The following is a 22,493-nucleotide window of genomic DNA, read 5'->3' on the forward strand; positions in this document are numbered from 1 at the left end:
TTTTATGAAATACTTTGTGCAATATTTAAGAATATTGTGATAAAAATTGAATTTGTAATATCAATTGCAAAGGCACCTACCATTGGAAGAATGAAGTATGCTCTTGGTGATGGACCAAATCTTTCAGTGATTGAGTCCATGTTAGCAAGGGCGTTATAAGTTGCACCCATACCAAAACCACAAATACCACCAGAAAGTACTGCTGCGTCATAATTTTTACCCATAGCCCAATAAGTTACAAAGTAAGCAAATAGTGCCATAAATATAGTTTGTGCAAATAAAATTATGAGCATGTGTCCTGCAACATCTTTTAAGTCAAGTAAGTTGATGTCAATTAATGCCATTACTAAGAATACATTTAGTCCAACATCGCCGCAAATTGAATTGGCTCTTTGGTTAACCATTAAAGGACCCTTTTTACCAATAGTGTTTACGAAAATACCTGCAATAATCATTGAAGTTACATAAGCAGGTAAGTTTAATTCTTTTCCCATAATTGATACATGAGTTCTAATAAATTCTTGTAGTATTGCTCCTAAGCCTACAGATACAAAAATTAAACCAAGAACTTTTATAAAGTCTCCTGCTTGAAGTGGAACAACTCTTTCATAGCCTTCTCCTGCATTGTTTTCTTCAAGATGTTCTAGCACATCGTCAAGATTTGATGCGTCCTTTTTGTCACCAGAAAGATTATGTTTTCTTATTAGTGTTGAACCTATAGGTCCACCAATTAAAGAGCCCATAATTACTCCAAATGTTGCAGCTGCAAGAGCAAAAGTCTTTGCATTATCTAAACCTAGCTTAGCAAAAGTACCTCCCCAAGCACCTGCTGAACCATGTCCACCTACCATTGTAACTGAACCACATACTAGTCCAAGTAATGGGTTTTCTGAAAGAGCCTTAGCAAGTACAATACCAATTGTATTTTGTCCTAAAACTAAAATTGCTGATATTAACCAGAAAATTAAGAATCCCTTTCCACCCTTTTTCAAAGTGTCAAGGTCTGCCCCAACACCTATTGCTGTAAAGAATACCATCATAAATGGGTTTTGTAGAGCTTGATCAAATTCAAAAGTTGCTATGCCACCAACTTGTAATAAAAATCTTATTATTGCAAATAAAAATCCGCCAATTACTGGTGCTGGCACACAAAACTTTTGAAAGAAACTAATCTTTTGTCTTAAAAACTTCCCTATGTAATAAACTATTATTGCAAATCCTACCGTTTGCATTAAATTAAATGAAATGTTCATAGTTTATAACTACCTCCTTTTTTTAATCGCAGACTTTATTATAACAAAAATTCTTTAAATAAAAAGTACTTGAGAAAACTTTTACTACTTGTCTAACTTTTTCTTTAAAATTTTAGAGTTTAAAGAAAAAAGTATTATTATAAGTATCAATAAGTAAGTAATTTACCCTTATAAATTAATAAAATATTTATCTTCCTATATTAAAGTTTTCAATAAAATTTATCTTTTATTTTTTAAAAAATTTTATAAAAACGATTTTCTTACAATCATCACTGTAAACTTTTAAAGGTTTAAATTAAAAAAGGACATTGTTTCCAATGTCCAATTAGTTATATTATGAAATTACAAAATTATTTTCTATTTATTCTTAAGAAAGAAGGGATTTTAAGTTCTCCATTATCTTCTTCATTGTCTTCTTCAAGAGATGCAAGGGGACTTTTACCTGTAACTTCTGTTTTACTTTCTTTTTTATCTTTCTTTTCGTCTTTGTATTGATCAAATTCAGTTGCGATAACTGTGATCTTAACTTCATCCTTAAGTGATTCGTCAATTCCTGCACCGAAGATAATATTTGCATCTTCAGATACACAGTCTCTAATTAAATCTGCTGCTTCATTAACTTCAAATATACCAAGATCTGAGCCTGCAGTGATATTTAATAGAACAGATTTTGCTCCTTCAATAGAAGTTTCTAGTAGAGGAGAATTAATTGCAAGTTTAGCTGCTTCTGTAGCTCTTTCATCACCTGATGCACGACCAATACCCATGTGAGCAATGCCCTTATCATACATAATTGTCTTAACATCGGCAAAGTCAAGGTTAATTAAGTTTGGTACAGAAATTAAATCTGAAATACCTTGAATACCTTGTTTTAAAATGTCGTCTGCCATTTCAAAAGCTTGTGAGAAGCTAGTCTTCTTGTCTGAAATACTTAGAAGTCTGTCATTTGGAATTATAACTAGAGTATCAACTTTTCCCTTTAGAGAATTTATTCCTAATTCGGCAGATTTTGCTCTTTTTCTACCTTCAAATGTAAATGGTTTTGTAACAACGCCAACTGTAAGTAGACCTAATTCTTTAGCAACATCAGCAATAACAGGAGCTGCACCAGTACCAGTACCTCCACCCATTCCTGCAGTGATAAATACCATATCGGCACCTTCAAGAGATTCTCTAATTTCATCAATTGATTCTTCTGCTGCTTGTTCTCCTACTTCAGGATTTGCACCTGCTCCAAGACCCTTAGTAATTTTTTCACCAAGTTGAATTTTATTTTCTGCAAGTGAATTTTTAAGTGCTTGCTTGTCAGTGTTAAATACTAAAAATTCTACACCCTTTACACCAGCGCTAATCATTCTATTGACAGCATTATTTCCGCCGCCACCAACGCCAACTACTTTAATTTTGGCAAATTCGTCTTGGTCCATATCGAATTCCAACATAAACATCCTCCTCATATACTATTTGATTGTTTTTATATTCATTACTATTATTTTATAGAAATACTTGTAAATAGTCAATATATAAAGGTCATTTGCTGACTTTTATTTGCCTTTTTACTAATTTTTTTCATTTTCCTTATAACTTTTTTCCTTATTTTCAGAATTATTATCATCTTTTTTGTTTTTATTATTGTTTTTATCCTTTTTTTCTTCGCCATCTGTTATTAAAATTGGGCTTTCACCCTTTTCCATTTGAATAATAATGGCATTTTTGTTAGTTTTCTTTATGTCATCTAAAATTAAGGATAACATCTTTAACTTGTAGGAAGTATTGCTATAGGATCCAAACTCAATTTTTATTCCACCAACTGTGGTAAAGGTAGCTATTGAGTCTAAAAGTTCAATATCTCTTATGTTTCCACGAAGAGAATATTCATCTTTTTTTAATTCAAGGAGAAGATCCCTCTTCTCTTCATCTTCTTTGTTAGTCAAAATATAATTTCCAGCCTTGGAGTCATCTACATTAAAGCCTGATAAATTAACCAAATTGTCAGATTTTTTCTTGGAATTTTTTATAATTCTAAAATCCTCATCTACAATTAGATAATCATTGGACTCAATTTGATAGTAGGGCGTTCTCTCAGTAACACTTACTTTCACATTTCCAGTGATGCTATAGGATATTTTGGCATCATTTATGTAAGGAATGGACTTTATTTTTTTTAGCCTATCCTTTTTTGAAATGACAAAATACTTGCCCCCCCTATTAAGACCTGAAACTTTTTTTATTGCTGCACTGGATACATTTTTATTTCCATCAATTGTAACATTTTTTATTTTAAATAGATTAGAATTTTTTAGTGCAAAAATTAATAAAAAAATGAAGGAAAAAAATATAAAAAACCTAATAAAAATTCTAAAATATTTTCTTTTCTTATTCAGTTTTCTTTTTTTCTTTTCCAACTTTTTCATAAAATCACTTTAAAATTATATCAACTATTTTTTTAACGGCATCTGGACTTGCCAACTTCTTGGCATTTTCTGCCATTAATTTTCTTTCCTCATCGTTATCTAATATTTTTTCTATTGCCTTTAATAGACTTTCTCCCTTTAGATTTTCTTCTTCAATAACTGAACTTGCACCCATATTACTATAGCTCATGGCATTGTAGTATTGATGATTTCCTGCAGTGTATGCCTTTGGTATTAGAATTGATGCTATACCAATTGCAGAAATCTCTGCCAAGGTCATGGCTGATGAAGATGCGATTACAAGGTCTGCACTAGAGAGATAATCATAAACTTTATGGGTGTAATCTAAAATTTCTACACCTTCAGGAACTTCACCAAGTTTTTCCATAAAGTAATCATAGTGGTCTCTTCCAGTTACATGAGTAAGCTTAAAGGGAAGTTTTTCCTTTTTATTTAAAATTTCTAAAATTGCATCATTAGTGGATTCTTGTCCACCACTGCCGCCAAAGGAAAATACAAATTTTTCATCGTCACCTATCTTTAATTCATCTCTTGATTTTTTTCTGTCAAGATGAGAAAAAACATCTCTAATTGGATTTCCTGTAAAAGTAATGTTTTCGTTATTTAAATATTTTTTAGCTTCCATAAAATTTATAAAGACATAGTCTGCCTTTTTTGCCAAAATTTTATTAGTCTTTCCTGGATAAGCATTTTGTTCTTGGATTGCCGTCTTAATCTTTTTTTGTTGTGCCTTAAAGACAATTGGAGCACATACATAGCCCCCAGTTCCAATTACAATATCTGGCTTAAAATCATTTAATATTTTTGTGCACTGTTTCAAACCCTTCATCAAATTGTAAAAAGTTATAACAGTATCCTTATTTAATTTTTTCCTAGGAAGTCCTGAAATATCAATCCCTTGAAAATCAAAATTATATTTCTTTGCAAGTTCTTCCTCTAGGGAATTTTTTTTGCCAACATATAAAATTTTTGCCTCTTTGTCTTGTTTTTTTATTTCTTCTCCAATGGCAAGGGCAGGATAAATGTGCCCTCCAGTTCCGCCACCAGATAAAATATATTTCATATAGTGCCTTCTTTCGAAATTTTAAGTAAAATTGCCGTAGATGCAATTGCCATTACCAGTGCAGTTCCCCCATAGGATATAAAGGGCAGCGTAATTCCCGTAACAGGAAGGAGTTTTGCACATACGCCCATGTTGAAAAATGCCTGTATGCCAATGTAGGTTGTCATGCCAATTGCCGTTAATTTGTCAAAATAATTTGTTGCCTTAAAGGCAATCATATAACCTCTATAAATGTAAATTATAAAAAGTAAGATAATTATAAAAGTTCCAATAAAACCAAATTCTTCTGCCAAAACTGAAAAAATAAAGTCAGTGTATGCTTCAGGAAGGTTAGTGTATTTTTGACGGGACCTAAAAAGCCCAACGCCTGAATATCCTCCAAGAGCAAAGGCATAAAGTGATTGTCTAGCTTGGTATAAGTCTCGGGACTGATAATCTGTTGAATCAGATACAAAACCTAAAATTCTCTTTATTCTAAATTCATTTTCTGGGTCCTTTAAAATTAAATATATAAAGATAATACCCAAGACCGCCAGAAACAAAAACTGCTTCTTGTCTATTCCGGCAGCTAATAGGATGGCAAATAGGGACACTCCAATTACTACTGCAGTAGAAAAGTCCTTGATCATAATTGGGCCTACTGATACACCCATTATAACAACTGCAGTGATAAAAGTTCTAGCTTCCTTAAGTGTGTAAATATTTTTTGAAAGATATTTTGACAAAAATATAATTGAAGTTAATTTAAGTAGGTCTGAAGGTTGAAACTTTAAAGGGATAACTTTAAGGTCAATCCACCTAGCTTGTCCATTTTTGTCTGAACCCAGTGGAGTCCAAAGTAATAAAACTAATATAACACTTAATATAAATAGCCAAGTAATATTTTTATAAATTACAGATCTTGGAACTCTAATTACAAATACCATGGCAATAATTCCCAGGATGAGAAATACTCCCTGCCTAATTAGATAGTGAAAACTATTTAAATTGTATTTTTTTGCAGTGGGAAAAGATGCTGAAGTTACTGCAATTAGTCCTATTATTACTAAAAGTATCATAGTCACTAAAAGCATTAAATCCACATCTTTCATATCCCTTTTTAGTTTCATCTATACCAACTCTCTAACTAAATCTTTAAAGTGTCTTCCTCTCACTTCATAATCACTGTACATATCCCAGGATGCACAAGCTGGAGATAGAAGTACATCATCTCCACTAGAAGATAACTTCTTTGCAAGTTCTACTGCTTTATTTAAATCCTTTACAATATAAAACTCAACCTTAGATTTTTTGCAAGAATTTGAAATTTTTTCTGCAGTTTCGCCAAATAAAATTACAGTCTTCAATTTATTTTTAGATTTTTCAATTAAATCATCAAAGCTTGCGCCTTTATCATAGCCACCTGCTATAAGGATTGCAGGACCATCCATGGCTGCAACTGCAACTTCAGTTGAATCTGGATTAGTTCCCTTAGAGTCATTATAGTATTTTACTCCATCTAATTCTCTTACAAATTCAATTCTGTGTTCAACGCCTGTAAAGGATATTATGCTCTTTCTTATAGTATCAGTATCAATATTTAAAAGTTTACTTGCAATAATGGCAGCCATAATATTTTTAATGTTGTGATCTCCAGGAATTTTTATTTCCTTAACATCTAAAATTTCTTCTGCCTTTTCGCCGTCATTAAAATAAATTTTTCCCTTATCAAGGAAGGCTCCTCTTTCAGAAATCTTGTGCATTGAAAAATAATATTTTTTGCCCTTTAAATTGTAATTTTCAGCAAGTTCTTTATTTTCGTAATTTAAAATTGCAAAGTCATCTTCATCTTGATTTGCAAAAATTTTAAATTTTGCATCAACATAATTTTGAGTAGTCTTGTGCCAATCTAGGTGGTCACTTGTTACATAAGTTAAAAGTGCAATATGTGGTTTAAATAATTTTGTGTGCTCCAATTGGAAGGATGAAGCTTCAATGACTACATAGTCATCACTTTTTGCATCTTCAGTTATTTCTAAGATCCCCCTACCAATATTGCCAACAACAAAGGTTTTTGACTTTCTTCTTAAAATATCGCCAATAATTGTAGTAGTTGTTGTTTTTCCATTTGTACCAGTTACAGCAACTACATTGTTTGTTTTTAAATTTCTGTAGCTAAGCTCAATATCAGAAATAACTTCTATATTTTTTTCTCTAGCCTTTACTAAAAGTTCATGGAAGGGATAAATTCCTGGACTTTTTACTATTAAATCAATTTTATCTAAATCTTCTTCCTTAAAAATTATAAAATCTTCATCAACATTTAACTTTTGAAGATCTAAATTGCTGTCGTAAATATAAATTTTGCAAGGAAATTCCTTTAAAAATTTTAAAGTTGCCTTTCCAGTTACGCCAAAACCCATTATAAGAATATTTTTGTTTTCTAACATTTCTATCACCTAAAATAAAATTAAATATGAAATTATACAAAGTATAAGTTCAACTAAGGAAAATACTGCCACAATTTTTTTCTCATGCCAACCCTTTTGCTCAAAATGATGATGAAGTGGTGACATTAGAAATACCCTCTTTCCTCTAGTTTTAAAGCTTACAACTTGGATAATTACTGAGAGAGTCTCTATAAAATATATTCCGCCTGCTATAGGAAGAATTAAGGGCACATTTAAAAGAAGGGCAATGGCAGAAATTGCTCCACCAAGTGCCAGAGAACCCGTGTCTCCCATAAATACTTTGGCTGGATATTTGTTGAAGACCAAAAATCCAATTAAGGCACCTGCAAGTGCCAATGAGAATGCTGCTATTTCGTATCTTTGAAACTTTACAGCAACTACATTAAAAAATAATAGACAAATAATTGTAACACTGGTAGAAAGTCCATCTAAACCATCAGTTAAGTTAACTGAATTTACAGTGCCTACAATTACAAAAATTATAAAGGGAACATAAAAAATCCCAATAGATTTGTAATCTTTTAAGAAAGGAATGTATAGGTCTGTCCCCATATTTTTAGAATTATATTGATAAATTATTAAGATTACAGCAGTAATAATTTGCAAAAGAAGTTTTTGATAGGCGCGAAGACCAAGATTTCTCTTCTTAACAACCTTTATATAATCGTCAATGAAGCCCACTGCTCCAAAGGCAAGTGTGGAGAAAAGTATCATTAGGACAGATACCTTAAAGTTTCCAGTGACTAAAGTAGTAACTATTGCAGAAGCTAAAAATATAAGTCCACCAATAGTTGGCGTGCCGCTTTTTTTCATGTGGCTTTGAGGTCCATCTTCTCTTATACTTTGACCTGCGTGCAATCTTTTTAACATGGGAATAAAAATTCTTCCAAAAATTAGTGAGAAAATTAATCCCAACAATACATTTAATATATAATTCATATTACTTCCGTCCTAGTCCTTTTTTCTTTTTCCTTCATTTGAATTTTCATTATTATTTGATTTATTCTTTGTATCTTTATTATTCTTTAAAGATTTTTTCTTTTTACTAGAGCTTTCTTCCTTTAAATTTTTATTGTTTGTTTCGATGTTGTTATTAGCTTTAGAATTTTCTTCATCCAGAAGATCTTCATCCTTTAATTTTGTGTAATTAATAGTAATAGTAGCATCGCCACTTATTTTTTTGCCAGCTCTAGGGCTTTGTGATATAAAGTCGCCATTTCCTCTGATATTATACTCTATATTCATAGAATTTAAAATAGATATAGCTTCTTTTCTAGTCTTTCTCGATAGATCAGGCATTACTAAAATACCGCTGTCCTTATCATTAATAGCAAGATCCACTATGGAGTCTTTTAATACATAAGAAGCTGGTGATGGATTTTGATTTAAGACAACAGAATAATTTTCCACTCCCTTAGCATTGGTATCAAATCTAAGTCCAGATTTGAGTAAAATCTTTCCTGCATCTTCTAAGAGCAATCCTTCCACATCGGGAACTGTTACAAAGTCTTCCTTTTCATCAACTTCCTCAGTTTTTTGAATTTTCATGTAATTTAAAGATTTGCTTAAAATTTCTTGAACAACTGGTGCTGCAACAACACTACCAAGTATTCCGCCCTTAGGATTATTTATAACTACAAGTACAGTTAGCCTTGGGTCATTAAGTGGTGCAACAGCGACAAAGGATGAATTGTAGGCATCTAAATAGCCAGTAGTTGTGGCAATATTTGCAGTACCAGACTTACCGCCTATTTGATAACCAGGAACTTGAGCAAGTTTTCCTGTTCCATTATCTACAACTCTTTTCATCATGTATTTCATCTTTTCAGAAGTTTCTTCAGAAATTACCCTTCTTCTAAGTTCAGTTCTCTTCTTTTCAATAACATTTCCATTGGCATCAACTAATTCTTTTACCAGTGTTGGTTTATTTAAAAATCCACCATTGGAAATTGCACTTACTGCATTTATTAGTTGAAGTGGAGAAACTGCAATTGAGTGTCCATATGACATTGTGGCAAGCTTTACCTTTCCTATGTCATCAGCAGATGCTGGTATAAGACCTACGGACTCACCATAAAGTTCTATGCCAGTTTTTCTTCCAAAGCCAAAGGCTTTAATGTATTTTAAAAATTTCTCTGCTCCTAAATTTTGACCAACTTGAATCATAGTCATGTTACAGGACTCTTCTATTGCCTTGGCAAGACTTTTCATTCCTCTAGTATGACTTGTACAGGATAGTCTTCTGTCCCCTACCTTCATGCTGCCTTGGCAAGAATATTGTGAATCAGGTTGAGAAGTATTTTCTTCAATAGCAGCTGCTGCAGTTATAAGTTTAAAGGTAGAACCTGGCTCATACTGATCATTTACATTGAAGTCTCTCCAGTTGTCATATAGGATTTCCATCTTCTCATCCTCATCTAAATTTTTCCACTCCTTCTCCTGCTTTTCGTTAATGGGAGCTCTTGGATCATTTAGATTGTAGTCATCCTTAGTTGTCATTGCCAAAATTTCACCAGTCATTGTATCTTGTACTATTACTGATACCTTATCTGCATTGTTCTCTTTTTTTGCATTTTCTGCAGCCGTTTCTGCAAACTGTTGAATATTTGAATCTATGGACAAAACTACAGAGTAACCTTCCTTGGGCGCATAAGTTTCCTCATCAGTTAAAGGAATTTTATTTTGTGCATTGTCCTTTAAGGAAACATTTTTGCCTGAAATTCCAGCAAGTTCTTCATCGTAACTTGCTTCTATTCCATATTGCCCAATATTCTCATCATTTGTAAAACCAATAATGTAAGAGGCAAGGTTGTTAAAGGGATAGAGTCTTCTTGTCACATCATCAATAGAAATTGGCAACAAGTTATATTTTAAATTCTTTTTTTTCCCTTGATTTCCTTTTAAGATTTCTGCTCTCATGTCCTTTAACTGCATAGCCTTTGTCCTGTCAATATTAGTTGCAACTCTTACAACCTTGTCGCCCTTCATAAGGTCTCTTATTTCATCAAATTCTATGCCAGTTATATCAGATATAGTCTCTGCATCTTCATCATAAATTTTTTCTTTTCTATCTTTAAAGTCCTTATCACTTTCTTCTCTGCCTTGTTTAAAATAATCCATGTTGTAAAAAACATTGCATTTAGTAATGTTTACAGCCATCTCTTTGTTGTTTCTATCATAAATTATTCCACGATTAGAATTTATTACTTCAGTCCTAGTAAGTTGGTTTAAGGCAGCAATAGTTAATTCTTCTGATTGGACAATTTGTATGTACAAAAGTTTAGCTATTAGTGTTACAAATAAAAAAGCTAGAAAGATAAAAAATATAAATGTGAATCTGTTGGCATGGTCAGCGTGCCTTATAAACCCACCTTTCTTTTTATTATCTCTAGCTTTAAATTTATTATTTTTCAATTATATCCTCCTAATCTCTTGTAAAGGATCTGAGGACTGAGACAATTGGACTCAAGAAAACATTGTAATTAATATCTCCAAGGTTTTTCTCTTCCCCAGAATCAATATAAACTATTTGGTCTTCAGAAGGATAGACCATGCCAAGTTTATACATAGCTTCTTCAGCAATTTGTGCTGAAGATTTTACAGCTTTTATCTCACCTACAAGAGTTATCTTAGTTTTATTTAATTCATCAATTTCAGCCTTTTGCTTTAAAATTTCTCTATCAAGTCCTGCTATTTGTGAATACAAAATCAAAATCGCAGCAAATATTATTATAACAATTGCCAAAGTAAAAATAAAAGGCTTATTTTTTAAAAGTTGATTCTTATATCTATTATAACTTTTATTTGAAATTTTAGTTAATCTTTTTACCATTTTACACCTCTAATTTTTCGGCAATTCGCAGTTTTGCTGAGTGTGATCTATTATTTTCTTTTAATTCCTCTTCACTTGCAGTAATTGGTTTTCTCGTGATAATTTTTATTTCCCTCTTCTTATTGCAGGTGCATATTGGAGAAGTAGGTGGACATATACAGTCCTTTTCCAAATATTTAAAGGAATTTTTTACAATTCTATCTTCAAGAGAATGGAAAGTAATAATTGCAATTCGTCCGCCAGGATTTAATCTGTGAACAAATTTATCAATTGAATTCTTAAGAACATCAAGTTCCTTATTTACTTCAATCCTTAAAGCTTGAAAAGTTCTCTTGGCAGGATGAGGACCATTTCTTCTTGCTCCAGCAGGAATAGCATTTTTTATTATTTCAACAAGCTCAAAAGTTGTATCTATTTTTTTATTTTTTCTCTCTTGAACAATAAATTTAGAAATTCTTGAAGCCCATTTTTCTTCGCCGTATTCCTTAATAATTTCTGTGATTTTATCTTCACTATATGTATTTACAATATCTTTGGCAGAAATTTCTAGACTCTTATCCATTCTCATATCAAGTGGTGCATCAAACCTATAAGAAAACCCTCTTTCTGGATTGTCAAATTGATAGGATGAAACGCCTATATCAAGTAGGACTCCGTCAATCTTTTCTATTCCAAGCTCATCTAGTGCTTTTTCAAAGTCTATGTAATTTAAATTAAAATATTCTACGTTTTTAAATTCAGAAAGTCTTTCTCTTGCAGCATTAAGTGCCTCTTCGTCTTGGTCTATGCCAATTAAAAGTCCCCTTCCATCAAGTTTTTTTAGAATTTCGTAACTGTGACCTGCTCCACCAAGAGTGCCGTCGAGATAAATTTTTCCCTTTCTAACATTTAATCCTTCAATTGTTTCATTTAAAAGGACACTTTTATGTGAAAAATCCATTATATTCCCAACTCCGACATCTTTTCAGCAAGCTCTTCATAAGAAAGGGCTTCTTCTTCATTGTATTTATTCCAATTTTCTTCAGACCAAACTTCTGCACGATTGGAAAGTCCTATTATTACGCATTTATCATCAAGATTTGCATAATCTCTTAGGTTTTCTGCTATAAGAACTCTTCCCTGCTTGTCTAATACGCAATCTACTGCGCCAGAAAAAAATGTTCTCACAAAGGAACGAACAGCTTTATTAGTCATTGGGAGCTCTTTTAATTTGTTTTCAATCTTCTCCCATTGGTCCTTTGGATATAAAAATAGACAGTCGTCTAAACCCTTCGTCATTACAAATACAGAAAGGTCATCTCTAAATTTTGATGGAATTGTAATTCTGCCCTTTGGGTCAAGATTGTGTCTAAATTCGCCTATTAACATTTTATTCTCCACTTTATTCCATTTATATGTATTTTTATTCCACTTCGCTCCACTTAAGTTAATTTTACTACATAAAGTCGCCATTTACTACTCTTTTAATTAGTTTTTAAAAATTAGGACCAACGGCATTATTTTTTATTTTGAATAGAAAATTGTTTTCTTTTGAAAACATTTTTCTTCTGCTTTAAAAAATTTTTAGAATTTAATAATTTAAAAATAAAAAAATTTTTATGATTAACTTTTTATAATTAGAAAATAAAATAATCACAAAAATATTTTTTAAAAATATTTTTAAAAAAATTCTCCTTTTTTTTCGTAAAAATAATTATAAAAATGAGCATAAAAAAATCGACTATCTCTAGTCGATTAAAAAAATTTATTTATTTTTATTACTATTTACTTCCAATAAAATAAAAGTCTGAGCCTTCTTTTATTTTTGAGTGAACGCCATATTCGTAGCCGTGAAGTTCCATTATGGTCTTAACAATATATAAGCCAAGACCTGTTCCAATCTCTGGCCTCGTGTGGTTGTTTCTCACCCTGTAAAATCTCTCCCAAATGCCCTTGATGTCCTCTTCCTCGATGCCTATTCCCCTGTCGATGCAGTGAAATTCAGTTTTTTCTTCATCGCCTCTAATTACTAACTTGATTTCCTTATTTACTGGCGAATAATTTATGGCATTGTTGATTAAGTTATAAATGACTTGATTTATTTTTGACCTGTCGCCTAAAATTCTCGTATCGCCTTGTGAATCAATTTCAAAACTGTAGTCAGAATAATTTTTATTGATTTTAAACCTATCTAAGACTTCATGGACAGAATCCTCTAAGTCAAATTCTTCCTTTTTAATCTCTTCAAGATTAGATTCAATTTTTGAAAGATCCAGCAAATCATTTACTAAGGCAGTTAAATTGTCAGCCTCACTGATAATTGTCTCAAGGTGTTTGTTCCTCAAAGCTTCATTTGGACCAGATATGTCCCTAATCATTTCGCCATAGGATTTTATAACAGTAAGTGGAGTCTTTAAATCGTGACTTACATTTGCCACTAAGTCCTTTCTCATTTCAATTGTCTTTGTAAGTTCATTTTTTGCATAGTTAAGAGTGTTGGAAAGGTCATCGATTTCTGTGTATTCACCCTTCCTAAACTGAACCTTATAATCTCCCTTGGCAAGTTCTTTGGCAGTGTTTGACATCCTAACAAGGGGTCTTGAAAGTCTTCTTGAAACAAAATATGCAGTGATAGATGCAAAAATAAGAGCCAAGAAAGAAATAATTATTAAAATTCTTCTTATTACATCAACTGTTGCGTCCACCGGCTTTAAAACTGAATTTATGTAGAGATAATAATCTTCTCCATCAGTGTTTCCAAGGTAGCCTGCATAAATAATTGATGGGTCCTTTAAGTTTTCATACCTAACTGTATAAATTTTATAAGTCCTGTTGTCCCTTTTTAATGATCCAAAAAATTTGTCAAAATTTTCCCAAATCATTCTCGGCCTTTCAACAAATTCGTCAAATAACCTTAGAGGAAAGACCCAAGCTCCCTTTTCGTCAAGAACTTTTATCTCAAGACCCTTTGTGTTGGCGTAATTGGAAAGTTTTGTCTCAAAATCCTCGGAATTGTAATCACTTCTTAATTCGTTGCCAACCTTTGTGACTTCACGAATTTTCATTGTTTCGTAAAAGCTTGACAAAAAAACTGTTTGAAAAAGCCAAATAGAAATTAAAATTAGTCCAGCAAAAAAGACAAAATACTTCCACAACTTAAATAGGATGCTGTTTTTATCAATTTTCACTCTTCTTATTTCTTTAATTTCTTGTATCAAATTTATATCCCACTCCTCTTACAGTAATAATAAATTTTCTGTATTCTTTAATTGAATTTCTTAGCATTTTTATGTGAGTGTCAACTGTTCTATCTTCGCCATAAAAATCATAACCCCAAACTTGATTTAAAAGCTTGTCCCTTGAAAGGGCTATGTTTTTATTTTTCACCATGTAGACTAAAAGGTCGTATTCCTTAGGAGTAAGCTCCACAATTTCGTCGTCAACAAAGACAACTCTTCCGTCTAAATCTATTTTTAGACCTTCAAATTCCATTGTATTATTTTCTTCAACTTTATTATTTCTATTTACAATTACATTTAACCTAGCCATAAGCTCCTTTGGAGAAAAGGGCTTAGTGACATAATCATCAATTCCAATTTCAAAGCCAAATAATTTGTCGTACTCTTCTCCTCTAGCTGAAAGCATTAAAACTGGAATATCCTTAATCTTTTTTATTTCCTTGTAAGAAGAAAATCCGTCAAGCTTTGGCATCATAATATCCATGACTATTACATCAAAATCTTCTTCGCGAACTTTATCTATTGCTTCAAGGCCATCTCTAGCCTCGACAACTTCATGACCTTCAAATTCAGCATAAGTTCTAATAACTTCTCTTATGCTCTTTTCATCATCAACAACTAATATTTTAAACATTTAATCACCTGCTTTATTATAATAAAGGTTTGTGAATATTTAATGACAGCTTTGTTAAGGCTAATAATCACAAATTAAATTTATACTTACATGACATAATTATATCAATACTTTTAAAAATTTGTAAAAATCTTTTTATAAGTCATAAAATTTACAGACAAATAAAAAAAGGTGCCAAGTTGACACCTTAATCTAAATTATCTTTCCTTTAATTTTTTTACGAGCATTTCATTGGCAATTTTTGGATTTGCCTTTCCTCTTGATTTTTTCATTACTTGTCCAACTAAAAATCCAAGAGCTCTGTCCTTTCCTTCTTTGAAGTCAATGATTGACTGCTCATTTTCGTCAAGGACTTCATCTACAAATTTTTCAATTGCAGAAGTATCTGTCATTTGAACAAGTCCAAGCTTATCAATGATTTCCTTTGCGCCCTCTCCTGTTTCAAACATTTGACGAAGAACTTTCTTGCCAGCATTATTGCTGATTTTTTCGGTCTTAATTGAATTTAAAAGTTCAATAAATTCTTCATTGGCAAAAGGAAGTTTAAATTCTTCATCATCAGAAATTTCAACTCTTCTTAAAATTTCTGTTTGAATCCAATTTGAAAGAAGTGTGTAGTCCTTAAAGTCACTTGCCACTGTTTCAAAGAATTTTGCAAGTTCTCTTGATGATGCAAGGACTCCTGCATCTTCTCTTGTAATGCCATAATCTCTTACAAATCTTTCAATCATTTGACCTGGAAGCTCTGGCATTTTATCTACAATTTCTTTTATCTCTTCGTCAGTAATGTGAACTATTGGAAGATCTCCTTCAGGTGCAAATCTGTAGTCGCTGGCAGTGTATTTCACCCTCATAAGGACAGTTTCATTTTTTGCATCGTCCCATCTTCTTGTAGTTCTAATTTCTTTTTCATGATTTTCAAGAAGTTTAATGTGCCTTTCAACTTCAAAGTCTATTGCCTTCTCAACACCCCTAAAGGAGTTAAGGTTTTTAACTTCAGTTATGGCAGTTTTCTCACCAGTCTCCATGTCCTTAATGTTTACATTGACATCACATCTTAGGGAGCCTTCTTCCATTTTGCAGTCAGAAATATTTAAAAATCTTAAAGTTGATTTTAATTTTTCAAGGAATACACGAGCTTCTTTACCACTTGATATGTCTGGCTTAGTTACAATTTCAATTAGGGGCACGCCGCATCTGTTGTAGTCCATAAGAGTTTCGTTATCTTCAGTGTGAAGGCTCTTGGCAGTATCCTCTTCCATTTGAATTTGGAAAAGTCCTATTTTTTTCTTTCCCTCATCACTTTCAATTTCAAGATAGCCCTCAGTGCAAATTGCATTGTCATTTTGTGTTATTTGAAATCCCTTAGTTAAGTCTGGATAGAAATAATTTTTTCTGTCAAATTTTGATTTGTTGTTAATTTTGCAGTTAAAGGCAGTACCAGCCATTACTGTATAGTTTACAACATTTTTATTTAAAACTGGCATACCACCAGGCAGTGCCAAGCAAACTGGGCACACATTTGTATTTGGTTCATCTCCAAAGGAGTTCTTGCATGAACAAAAAGCCTTTGTCTCTGTGGAAAGTTCGACGTGAATTTCCAAACCTACAATTGTTTTATATTTCATTTATTTAAACTCCTTTCGAAAACAAGGGATGCTTGAAGTAAATCTTTATCCTTAAATCTTTTTGCTGTAAATTCAATTCCAACAGAAAGGCCATCTTCACCTGCTGGCATTGGAAGTGAAATTGATGGAGAGCCAACCATGTTTGCAGGAATTGTAAATAAGTCTGCTTGATACATTTCAATTGGGCTCATGTCGTCATCAATTTTAAAAGGAAGAACTGGGAAAGTTGGACAAATCATAAAGTCGTAATCCTTAAACATCCTGTCCATATCTCTCTTTATAAGTCCCCTTACCTTTAAAGCCTTGTAATAAAATTCATCGGCATTTTCCATGGAAAGAATATGAGTTCCAATCATTATTCTTCTCTTAACTTCTTCGCCAAAGCCTTCTTGTCTTGATGCACGATACATTTCTTCAATTGTGTCAAATTTTTTGTCAGTTCTGTGACCATAGCGAATGGAATCAAAACGAGCCAAATTTGATGCAATTTCACCATTTACTAAAATATTATAAGTTTCTATAGTGTGATTAAGAGAATCTATGTCGTAGGCTTCTACCTTTGCGCCATTTTCTCTTAAAACTTCAATGGCTTTATCAAGTTCTCCCCTTACTCTCTTATTTAAATCCATGTCCAAATAAGTTTTTGGTATGGCAAATTTTTTGCCTTCAAGATTTTTTATAGCGTCATCAGAAAAGTCAAAGTCGTATTTAAGTCCAGGGTTTCCCACAGAAGTTGCATCTCTTTCGTCGCGACCTTCAATTACATTAAACATCATTGTAAGGTCTCTTACATCCTTGGCAATGACACCTGGTTGGTCAAAGGTGTTAGCCATTGATGCCATTCCAAATCTTGAAATAGAGCCATAAGTTGGCTTCATGCCCACAGTTTTACAAAAACTTGAAGGTTGTCTAACAGAACCACCTGTGTCTGAACCAATAGAAATTGCTGCCATATCTGCACTGACAGAGGCAGCTGAGCCACCTGATGATCCACCAGAAACTCTTGTAGTGTCAAGTGGATTTTTTGTAACTCCAAAATAAGAAGTTCTAGTTGAAGCTCCCATGGCAAATTCGTCCATGTTTACCTTGCCAAGAATCACTCCATCATTATTTTTTATTTTTTTAACAAGAGTTGCATCATAAGGCGCTGTGTAATTTTCTAGCATCCTTGATGCACAAGTCATCTTTACATCCTTTACAGAAATATTGTCCTTAATAGAAATTGGCACGCCAGCAAGAGGAGATACCTCTTCTCTGTTGTGAAATTTTTCATCAACTTCCTTTGCTTTCTTCATAGCCATGTCTTCTGTAACTGTGATGTAGGCATTAATTTCGCCATCTTTTTCTTTTATATTATCTAAAAATTCTCTTGTAACTTCTTGGCAAGAAAAATCTTTATTTCTATATCCTTGGGCGATTTCCCAGGCTCTTAAATTGCTAAAAGTCATGAGTCCCTCCTAATCTACAAACTTAATAAGTTTAAAATAACCGTATTTTTTAGTAGCGGCATTTTCAAGTGCCTCTTCTTGGGAAAGAGACTCTCCAGTTTTATCTTCACGAATATTATTTTCTGTTCCATTAACTTGAAAAACTTTTTCAACACCTTCAGTGTCAATTTCCTTAATTTTGTTTACAAGTTCAATATTTTCATCAAAGCTTGGCGCAAATTTGTCAAGTTCTTCTTCCGAAAAATCAATTTGAGCAATATCTGCAATATGCCTTATATCTTCTTTATTCATTTAAACCTCCTACTAATTTATCAAGTTCTTCTAAACTTAAGATTTTTATATCTAAGGACTGAGCCTTGTCATACTTTGAGCCAGGATTTTCGCCAGCTATTACATAGTCTGTCTTTTTGCTGACAGACCCGGTAACCTTTGCTCCAAGAGAAATTAATTTCTCTTCAAGTTCCTTTCTAGGAAGATCAAGTGTACCAGTAATTACCATTGTCTTATCAAGAAGTGGCTTAGGCTTATCACCATCATCTTCATAAACTGGCTTTACACCAAGTTCAAAAAGTTCATCAACAGCGCCAACAATTCTATCATCATTAAAAAATTCTACAATTTCCTTTGCTGTAATATTTCCAATGTCGCCAATGGTAATTAATTCTTCTTCCTTAGAATTTTTTAATTTATCAAAATCTTTAAAGTGATTTGCCAAATCTCTCGCCGTCTTTATTCCAACATTGGGTATGCCCAGTGCGTAAATAAAATTTGAGAGATGAGGACTCTTTGATGATTCAATTGCCCTTAAAAGATTATTAGTCCTCTTTTCCTTAAAGCCTTCAATTTTTATGATGTCCTCGTACTTTAATTTATAAATGTCAGGAATTTCTTTTAAGTCAACTGTCTCCATTAATTTTTCAATTGTCTTTTCGCTAAAGCCATCAATATTCATGGCATCTCTCGATGCAAAATGTGTAAGCCTTGACACAAGTTGTGGCACGCAAGAAAGTGTATTAGGACAGAAGATGTGGACTCCATCTTGATATAAATGTGACCCACAATATGGGCAAGTCTTTGGTTTTCCAATTTCACGAGTTTTATTGTCTGATGGTAAAGTTCCAAGTATCTCTGGAATTACATCATTTGACCTTCTAATTAAAACTCTCGAACCAATTTTAACTTTTTTCTTTAGGATGTCGTCATAATTATTTAAGGTTGCCCTCTTTACTGTTACGCCGCCAATGTCCACTGGCTCAAGTATTGCAGATGGGGTTACCTTGGCAGTCCTTCCAACATTCCACACAACATCAAGTAGAGTTGTGGAAATTTCTTCTGCCTCAAATTTATAGGCAACTGCCCAGCGAGGAAATTTATTTGTGTAGCCCAAGGCTTTTCTAGTCTCAATATCATTGACCTTAATGGTAACTCCGTCAATTAAAATATCAAGCTTGTTTCTATTATCTCCTATTTCGCGGATCTTATCTATGATTTCTTGGTATTTTTTTAGCTTAAAATTATATTTGGAAACTTTAAAATTATTTTCTCTCAAAAAATTTTTTATGTCGTCGTCAGATTTAAATAAGTCCTCTTCAGTGTAGCCAACATTATAGAAAAAGGCTGTTAGGTGTCTTTCTTTTGTCACCTTTGGGTCTAAATTTCTAAGAGCACCTGCTGCTGCGTTTCTAGCATTTTTTAATTTTTCTTCATTGTTTTTGTTGTACTTATTAAGCTCAGAAAGAGGCATCAAGCCTTCTCCCTGAACTTCAATTTTACCTGGATAAGAAATTCTAAGAGGCACAGAATAAATTGTCTTAACTTGCTCTAAAATCTCTTCGCCAATTATTCCATTTCCCCTAGTAGATGCCATTACGAGATTTTTGTTTTCGTAAGTTAAATTAATTGTGAGACCATCAAACTTTAATTCCACAATAAATTCTGGCTCTGGAAGTTTGTTTACATGATCTAAATTATAATCTTTCACAAACTTTTCTATTCTATTGTACCAAGCGAGAAGTGCCTCGTCTCCCTGAGCCTTATCCATGGAGTAAAGCCTAGCAAGATGAGTGTGCTTTACAAATTTATCTAAAATTGCACCGCCAACTCTTGTTGTTGGAGAATAGGGCAAAACTGTCCCTGTTTCATTTTCAAGATTTACGAGCCTGTTGTATAATTTGTCGTACTCTGCATCAGAAAGCAGTGGCTCATCTAAGGTATAGTAATGGTAATTTAATTTGTCGATTTCAGCAATTAGATTATCCATTTCTTTTATTTTATCATCCATATTTCACCAACTAATCAACTAATTCTATAGGGGCAACAGAAAGCATTAGCCTCTTTAAGCCCTTTTTATCAAAGGAAATAACAACTTCGTAGTCGCCATTTTTTTCCTTCTTTTGTACTACCATTCCCTTGCCAAAAATTTTGTGCTTAACCTTGTCGCCAACATTTATATTTTTTCCATCACTTGATTTTTTACTTGTCTCAACTTTTTTGTCCATGCCAAAGAATTTTTTAGGTCTAGTGACTGAAGTATTGCCTTCGTTGTAATCGCGAATTTCAAGTAATTCTCTACTTTTATCTTCAATAATTTCTATTTTGTCGCCCATTTCTCCAATAAACCTGCTCCTCTTTGCAGGAGTGAGCTTGCCATACATGGAACGAGTCCTTGAAGATGAAATAAATAAATTGTTGCGGGCACGGGTTACACCTACATAACAAAGTCTTCTTTCCTCTTCAACTTCTTCATCACTTTCAAGAGCCCTGCTTGTTGGGAAAAGTCCTTCCTCAAGTCCAACTAAAAATACTGTGCCAAATTCCAGTCCCTTGGCAGCGTGCATTGTCATGAGGTTAACTCCGCTGTCTTCTGAAGTTTTATCAACATCTGATAAAAGAGAAAGTGTATTTAAATATTCCGCAAGCTCCACTCCCTCTCTGTCGTATTCCATTATGTTTGAGTGGAGTTCTTCTATGTTTTCAAGTCTTGTCTTTGCTTCAATTGTATTTTGATTCTTTAAGTCAAGAGCGTAGCCACTTTCATATAAAACCTCTTCAAAAAGTTTTCCAATAGAAAGATTCCCCGCCCTCTCCTTTAAAATTTTCAAAATACTGCCAAAATCTTTAATATTTTTTCTCGCCCTAAGATTTAAGTCTTCAAATTTGTCAATATTTGTCACTACATCATAAAGTGAAAGTCCCTTATTATCTGCATAGTCTAATAAATCAGCTAGAGATGTATCTCCAATTCCCCTCTTAGGTCTATTTATAATCCTAGAAAGGCTTACATTATCATCAGTGTTATTTAAGACGCGAAGGTAGGCAAGAACATCCTTTACTTCCATTCTGTCGTAGAATTTTAGTCCGCCAACGATTTTATAGGGGATCCTCTCTCTCACAAGGGCTTCTTCGAAACCTCTTGACTGAGCATTTGTCCTATAAAGGATTGCCATGTCCTTAAATTCTTCGCCCTTATAATTTAGGGCAATAATTTTATTGATAACGCCATATTCCTCTTCATTTGAGTGAGGAAACTCTCGGTAAACTACATTTTTCCCTTCATCTCTTGCAGTCCAAAGATTTTTGTCAATTCTCGTAGTGTTGTATCCAATGACCTCATTTGCCACATCAAGAATTTTTTGTGTTGAACGATAATTTTGCTCAAGCTTTACAATTTTTGCACCAGGAAAGTCCTTGTGAAAGTTTAAAATATTGTTGATATCGGCACCACGCCACTTGTAAATGGATTGATCATTATCGCCAACTACAGTGAGGTTAGGATTTTTACCTGCAATTAATTTTATTAGCTCGTACTGAATCTTATTGGTGTCTTGGTACTCGTCAACAAAAATATATTCAAACTTGTCCCTATAAAAATCTCTAACATCTTCTTCAGACCTTAAAATATCTACAGTTTTTATTAAAAGATCGTCAAAGTCTAGGGCATTATTTTTTCTAAGTTTTTTCTCGTAGATCTCATAAATTTTGCCAAGATTTTCCTTAAAAAAATTGTCCTTGTTAGCTTCTATGTATTCAATTGGACTAAGGCCTTCGCCCTTGATATTTGAAATATCATTTACAATTGACCTTGGCTTATACATATCCTTATCAATAGCAAGTTCAGCAATAGCTTCCTTTATAACTGTTATCTGATCATCCCTATTGTAAATAGTAAAATTTCCATTATAGCCAATTCTTTCAATATTTCTTCTTAAAATTCTCACACAAATTGAGTGAAAAGTTCCTATCCACATTGAGGAGATGTCTCTGTCAATTAGCTTTTGAACCCTGTCCTTCATCTCCTTGGCAGCCTTATTAGTAAAAGTTATTGCCAAAATTTTCCATGAAGGCACCTTTAATTCTTCGATTAAGTATGCGATTTTTGAAGTTACAACCTTGGTCTTACCAGAGCCAGCCCCTGCTAAAATAAGTAGGGGACCTTCTGTCGCCAAAAGTGCTTCTCTTTGTTTATCATTTAAAGTATTTATATCCATGACTTCTCCTTACTGCTAATTATTATATGTTTTTTTCGCTATCAT

Annotated in this window: 18 protein-coding genes; all 18 read right to left on the reverse strand. The window is 32.9% G+C overall.

What is annotated here, in order from left to right; translation table 11 throughout:
* Window positions 1-2: 2 nt before the first annotated feature.
* Complete coding sequence (gene gltS / locus Q0U74_RS02090; protein WP_297392454.1) at window positions 3-1,253, reverse strand: sodium/glutamate symporter; 1,251 nt, start codon at window positions 1,251-1,253, stop codon at window positions 3-5.
* 350 nt (window positions 1,254-1,603) lie between these two features.
* Window positions 1,604-2,695, reverse strand: coding sequence for a cell division protein FtsZ (ftsZ, locus tag Q0U74_RS02095; protein ID WP_297392455.1), 1,092 nt, complete (start codon window positions 2,693-2,695; stop codon window positions 1,604-1,606).
* Window positions 2,696-2,812: 117 nt separating this feature from the next.
* Window positions 2,813-3,667, reverse strand: coding sequence for a cell division protein FtsQ/DivIB (locus Q0U74_RS02100; RefSeq protein ID WP_297392456.1), 855 nt, complete (start codon window positions 3,665-3,667; stop codon window positions 2,813-2,815).
* A 4-nt stretch (window positions 3,668-3,671) separates the two neighbouring features.
* Window positions 3,672-4,751, reverse strand: a complete 1,080-nt coding sequence (gene murG, locus Q0U74_RS02105; RefSeq protein WP_297392457.1) for an undecaprenyldiphospho-muramoylpentapeptide beta-N-acetylglucosaminyltransferase — start codon at window positions 4,749-4,751, stop codon at window positions 3,672-3,674.
* On the reverse strand, window positions 4,748-5,860 hold the full coding sequence (locus Q0U74_RS02110) for an FtsW/RodA/SpoVE family cell cycle protein (RefSeq protein WP_297392458.1): 1,113 nt from the start codon (window positions 5,858-5,860) through the stop codon (window positions 4,748-4,750). The genes murG and Q0U74_RS02110 overlap by 4 nt, the downstream gene beginning before the upstream one ends.
* Complete coding sequence (murD, locus tag Q0U74_RS02115) at window positions 5,861-7,180, reverse strand: UDP-N-acetylmuramoyl-L-alanine--D-glutamate ligase (protein WP_297392459.1); 1,320 nt, start codon at window positions 7,178-7,180, stop codon at window positions 5,861-5,863.
* A gap of 9 nt (window positions 7,181-7,189) precedes the next feature.
* The gene (gene mraY / locus Q0U74_RS02120) at window positions 7,190-8,140 is read right to left on the reverse strand and encodes a phospho-N-acetylmuramoyl-pentapeptide-transferase (protein WP_297392460.1); all 951 of its coding nucleotides are present in this window, start codon (window positions 8,138-8,140) and stop codon (window positions 7,190-7,192) included.
* Between the two features lie 12 nt (window positions 8,141-8,152).
* Entirely contained in the window at window positions 8,153-10,615 is a 2,463-nt protein-coding gene (locus tag Q0U74_RS02125; protein ID WP_297392461.1) for a penicillin-binding transpeptidase domain-containing protein, read from the reverse strand.
* Between the two features lie 10 nt (window positions 10,616-10,625).
* Window positions 10,626-11,033, reverse strand: coding sequence for a septum formation initiator family protein (locus Q0U74_RS02130; protein WP_297392462.1), 408 nt, complete (start codon window positions 11,031-11,033; stop codon window positions 10,626-10,628).
* 1 nt (window position 11,034) lies between these two features.
* Window positions 11,035-11,973, reverse strand: a complete 939-nt coding sequence (gene rsmH / locus Q0U74_RS02135; RefSeq protein ID WP_297392463.1) for a 16S rRNA (cytosine(1402)-N(4))-methyltransferase RsmH — start codon at window positions 11,971-11,973, stop codon at window positions 11,035-11,037.
* Window positions 11,973-12,401, reverse strand: a complete 429-nt coding sequence (mraZ, locus tag Q0U74_RS02140) for a division/cell wall cluster transcriptional repressor MraZ (protein ID WP_297392464.1) — start codon at window positions 12,399-12,401, stop codon at window positions 11,973-11,975. The genes rsmH and mraZ overlap by 1 nt, the downstream gene beginning before the upstream one ends.
* A 392-nt stretch (window positions 12,402-12,793) precedes the next feature.
* Entirely contained in the window at window positions 12,794-14,230 is a 1,437-nt protein-coding gene (locus Q0U74_RS02145) for a cell wall metabolism sensor histidine kinase WalK (RefSeq protein ID WP_297392465.1), read from the reverse strand.
* Window positions 14,214-14,885 carry a response regulator transcription factor gene (locus Q0U74_RS02150; protein ID WP_288166412.1) on the reverse strand — a complete coding sequence of 224 codons (672 nt, stop codon included), beginning with the start codon at window positions 14,883-14,885 and terminating at the stop codon, window positions 14,214-14,216. The genes Q0U74_RS02145 and Q0U74_RS02150 overlap by 17 nt, the downstream gene beginning before the upstream one ends.
* 197 nt (window positions 14,886-15,082) lie before the next feature.
* Window positions 15,083-16,513, reverse strand: coding sequence for an Asp-tRNA(Asn)/Glu-tRNA(Gln) amidotransferase subunit GatB (gatB, locus tag Q0U74_RS02155; protein ID WP_297392466.1), 1,431 nt, complete (start codon window positions 16,511-16,513; stop codon window positions 15,083-15,085).
* A complete protein-coding gene (gatA, locus tag Q0U74_RS02160; protein ID WP_297392467.1) occupies window positions 16,510-17,961 on the reverse strand; it encodes an Asp-tRNA(Asn)/Glu-tRNA(Gln) amidotransferase subunit GatA in 1,452 nt (483 codons plus the stop codon). The genes gatB and gatA overlap by 4 nt, the downstream gene beginning before the upstream one ends.
* A 9-nt stretch (window positions 17,962-17,970) precedes the next feature.
* Window positions 17,971-18,252, reverse strand: a complete 282-nt coding sequence (gene gatC / locus Q0U74_RS02165) for an Asp-tRNA(Asn)/Glu-tRNA(Gln) amidotransferase subunit GatC (RefSeq protein ID WP_019124290.1) — start codon at window positions 18,250-18,252, stop codon at window positions 17,971-17,973.
* Complete coding sequence (ligA, locus tag Q0U74_RS02170; RefSeq protein WP_297392468.1) at window positions 18,245-20,242, reverse strand: NAD-dependent DNA ligase LigA; 1,998 nt, start codon at window positions 20,240-20,242, stop codon at window positions 18,245-18,247. Before ligA ends, gatC begins: the two co-directional genes overlap by 8 nt.
* 10 nt (window positions 20,243-20,252) lie before the next feature.
* Window positions 20,253-22,448: an ATP-dependent helicase gene (locus tag Q0U74_RS02175; RefSeq protein ID WP_297392469.1), complete on the reverse strand. Its 2,196-nt coding sequence runs from the start codon at window positions 22,446-22,448 to the stop codon at window positions 20,253-20,255.
* Between the last annotated feature and the right edge of the window lie 45 nt (window positions 22,449-22,493).

The organism is uncultured Peptoniphilus sp., from assembly GCF_946998875.1.
Classification (GTDB): Bacteria; Bacillota; Clostridia; order Tissierellales; family Peptoniphilaceae; genus Peptoniphilus_A.

What these genes read in the sequence shown, in the direction of transcription:
- murG (WP_297392457.1), bottom strand. Translation starts at nt 4,751, where the DNA reads ATGAAATATATTTTATCTGGTGGCGGAACTGGAGGGCACATTTATCCT.
- Q0U74_RS02100 (WP_297392456.1), bottom strand. Translation starts at nt 3,667, where the DNA reads ATGAAAAAGTTGGAAAAGAAAAAAAGAAAACTGAATAAGAAAAGAAAA.
- mraZ (WP_297392464.1), bottom strand. Translation starts at nt 12,401, where the DNA reads ATGTTAATAGGCGAATTTAGACACAATCTTGACCCAAAGGGCAGAATT.
- ftsZ (WP_297392455.1), bottom strand. Translation starts at nt 2,695, where the DNA reads ATGTTGGAATTCGATATGGACCAAGACGAATTTGCCAAAATTAAAGTA.
- Q0U74_RS02130 (WP_297392462.1), bottom strand. Translation starts at nt 11,033, where the DNA reads ATGGTAAAAAGATTAACTAAAATTTCAAATAAAAGTTATAATAGATAT.
- ligA (WP_297392468.1), bottom strand. Translation starts at nt 20,242, where the DNA reads ATGGATGATAAAATAAAAGAAATGGATAATCTAATTGCTGAAATCGAC.
- gatC (WP_019124290.1), bottom strand. Translation starts at nt 18,252, where the DNA reads ATGAATAAAGAAGATATAAGGCATATTGCAGATATTGCTCAAATTGAT.
- Q0U74_RS02175 (WP_297392469.1), bottom strand. Translation starts at nt 22,448, where the DNA reads ATGGATATAAATACTTTAAATGATAAACAAAGAGAAGCACTTTTGGCG.
- gatA (WP_297392467.1), bottom strand. Translation starts at nt 17,961, where the DNA reads ATGACTTTTAGCAATTTAAGAGCCTGGGAAATCGCCCAAGGATATAGA.
- Q0U74_RS02150 (WP_288166412.1), bottom strand. Translation starts at nt 14,885, where the DNA reads ATGTTTAAAATATTAGTTGTTGATGATGAAAAGAGCATAAGAGAAGTT.
- Q0U74_RS02110 (WP_297392458.1), bottom strand. Translation starts at nt 5,860, where the DNA reads ATGAAACTAAAAAGGGATATGAAAGATGTGGATTTAATGCTTTTAGTG.
- murD (WP_297392459.1), bottom strand. Translation starts at nt 7,180, where the DNA reads ATGTTAGAAAACAAAAATATTCTTATAATGGGTTTTGGCGTAACTGGA.
- mraY (WP_297392460.1), bottom strand. Translation starts at nt 8,140, where the DNA reads ATGAATTATATATTAAATGTATTGTTGGGATTAATTTTCTCACTAATT.
- gatB (WP_297392466.1), bottom strand. Translation starts at nt 16,513, where the DNA reads ATGAAATATAAAACAATTGTAGGTTTGGAAATTCACGTCGAACTTTCC.
- gltS (WP_297392454.1), bottom strand. Translation starts at nt 1,253, where the DNA reads ATGAACATTTCATTTAATTTAATGCAAACGGTAGGATTTGCAATAATA.
- rsmH (WP_297392463.1), bottom strand. Translation starts at nt 11,973, where the DNA reads ATGGATTTTTCACATAAAAGTGTCCTTTTAAATGAAACAATTGAAGGA.